1 protein-coding gene and 1 pseudogene are annotated in these 2,415 nt (G+C 66.9%); one reads left to right on the forward strand and one right to left on the reverse strand.

The features are described 5' to 3' along the window. Nucleotides 1-311 precede the first annotated feature (311 nt). Nucleotides 312-1,238 (reverse strand): hypothetical protein, encoded by a 927-nt coding sequence (locus KBX63_RS34790; RefSeq protein ID WP_210918670.1) that lies wholly within the window; start codon nt 1,236-1,238, stop codon nt 312-314. Between the two features lie 113 nt (nt 1,239-1,351). Here KBX63_RS34790 and KBX63_RS34795 point away from each other — a divergent pair. Continuing rightward, nucleotides 1,352-2,288: pseudogene (locus KBX63_RS34795) on the forward strand (transposase); the annotation flags it as partial. Nucleotides 2,289-2,415: the final 127 nt, after the last annotated feature.

Below are 2,415 nucleotides of genomic sequence, written 5' to 3' on the forward strand. Positions count from 1 at the left end.
CTCACCCACCGCCTGCGCTGGTCAGACTGGCGCCGCCGCCATCAAGCCCGAGCCCGACAAGCCCACTACACCCGGCGCCTCAACCTCGAACTCCAGCCATGATCCCAAACGGCGGCTGCCGTACTAGCCTGGGTCTGTGGATTTAAGGGTTTTCCGGCCTGACCTGCCGGGCGTTGTGCCTGGACGTCCGGCGTTGCCCACGCCCGTCGTCACCCAGTTTGTCACCCAGCGCGATTGTCAGACGTGGACGTGGAGAGCACTCGTTTCCCGGCTATTTCCGGCAACACCCCTGGCGGCTGTCAGTGCCCTTCTCAGCTCGCGTCGTTCGCCGTTAGTCCCCGACGTTTCGCGCTGTCTTGTGCCCCTTGCGTGCCCCAGACCGGGACGCGGCTGGCGAGGGCCGCTCCGAGGACTGCTCCACCGATGATCATGAGAGCCCAGCCAAAGGCACCGTTTTGGACAGTGGTGTGGTCGATGTAGGGACCACCGCTGGGACGAGCCGCGAAATACGAGAGTGAGATAAGTACTGCCCCGAGCACGCCGCTGAGCACGACGGTCGCTTGGCTCGCGGCGAAACGCTTGGCGGCGATCGCTGAGGCGGCTCCGATCACTACCCACGAAATGGGAAGAAGTGGAAGCCAACCGCCGAGCCACAGAGACTCATTAGTCCTGAACACGTCGCTGGGCATCCCGATCGGGGGTGCCTCGGTGGCGGGTCCGAGTTTGGGAACCGGCAGTCTGATAGCAACTACGAACAACAACCACACCGCGACGGTGGTGACCGCCAGGCCGATGGACAGAGCCCACCCATCGCGGGCATGGAAGACCCCAGCAGCCAGGCCGCCCAGCACGAGCCCGACGGCCAGGGCGATGGTCACAGAGGTCTCCGGCCCACCCATCGCCAGGCTGACGTTACGAGCGTCTGCGGCCCTTCCGTGAAGGAACGGAACAGAGGTCAGGCCTGCCGCAGCGACCAACGCGATGACGCCAAGTCGCCTCATCACGCCGGACAGCAGGTTGGAAGCCACTAACCCGCCCAGTGCTGAGGTGAGGGCGGCGAGGCCGGTAATGGTGGCCAACAGGTTCAGCCATTCCCCGTCCCCGCCAGCTGCGAAGCTCTGGTTGAACGGCAGGAGGCCGCCCCAGACCGCCGCCATCAACTGCGCCAACAGGGCCACTGCCACTGCAAGAGAGCCCCAGGCCCATACGAACCAACGCCCGTTCACGATTCGTGACATGCGACGGATGCTAGCCTCGGCCCTTCGTTAAGGGCTGCGCGGCGGCGGTCCCGGGGACGCGAAAGTGCCTTCTGATCTGGAACGATGTGACTTGTCTAGGGTCTCATCCATCCATCAGGGAAGGCACTTTCAAGGTGCAGCGTACCGGCATGCGTCCCAAGCTTGCGGTCTCTGGTGGGGGTCGGGGCGTGGTCGGTCACGCCGGCGCCCGCCTGCTGGCCGACATCGCCGAGGTGACCGGGTTGGCCAGAGGTTTTGGTGATGCGCTGGCCGGGTTGCGGCAGCGACGCCCGGTCCATGAGCCGGGCCGGGTCGCCGTCGATCTGGCGGTGATGCTCGCCGACGGCGGCGAAGCGATCGCCGATCTGAGCGTGCTACGCCATCAGCCCGAAATTGTTTGGGCAGGTCGCATCGGACGCGACAGGGTGGCGGGTCCTGGACAGCCTCGATGCCGCAACGTTGGCCCGGTTGCGGCAGGCCCGGGCGGCAGCGCGGGAAGTCGCGTGGGCGCAGACCTGTGAGACCGGCGGCCGGTTGCCCGCCTCGGTCGCGGCGGGCCGCGAGGTCCCCGAGCTGGTCCTGGACATGGACGCCACCCTGGTCATCTGCCATTCCGAGAAGGAATCGGCGACGCGGACGTGGAAGAAGACATTCGGCTACCACCCGCTGCCGTGTTTCCTCGACAACACCGGCGGAGCCCTGGCCGGACTGCTGCGCGAAGGACGGGCCGGGTCGAACACCACCGCCGACCACATCACCGTCCTGGATGAGGCCCTCACGCAGATCCCCGACGCCCACCGGCACGGGACACCGCTGCTGATCCGCACCGACGGCGCCGGCAGCACCCACGGCTTCCTCGCCCACATCCGAGGTCAGCGCGAGCACGGCATCGACGCCCGATTCAGTGTGGGCGCCGCGATCACCGCAGCAGTCCGGGCGGCGATCGAGCAGGCCACCGACTGGATCCCCGCGATCAACACCGACGGCGGCCTGCGTGACGGCGCCGAAATCTGCGAGCTCACCGGCCTGGCCGACACCAGCGGCTTCCCGTGAGCCACCCCCGCTTCTATGGAGCTTCTTGATCATGGTCTGATGGCCGTGGGGAGGAAGTCGTCCGTGGCAGCACCGAAGAAGTACCCCGACGAGCTACGTCAGCGCGCTGTGCGCTTGTATCGCG

The organism is Micromonospora sp. U21 (assembly GCF_018070045.1).
Taxonomy (GTDB): domain Bacteria; phylum Actinomycetota; class Actinomycetes; order Mycobacteriales; family Micromonosporaceae; genus Micromonospora.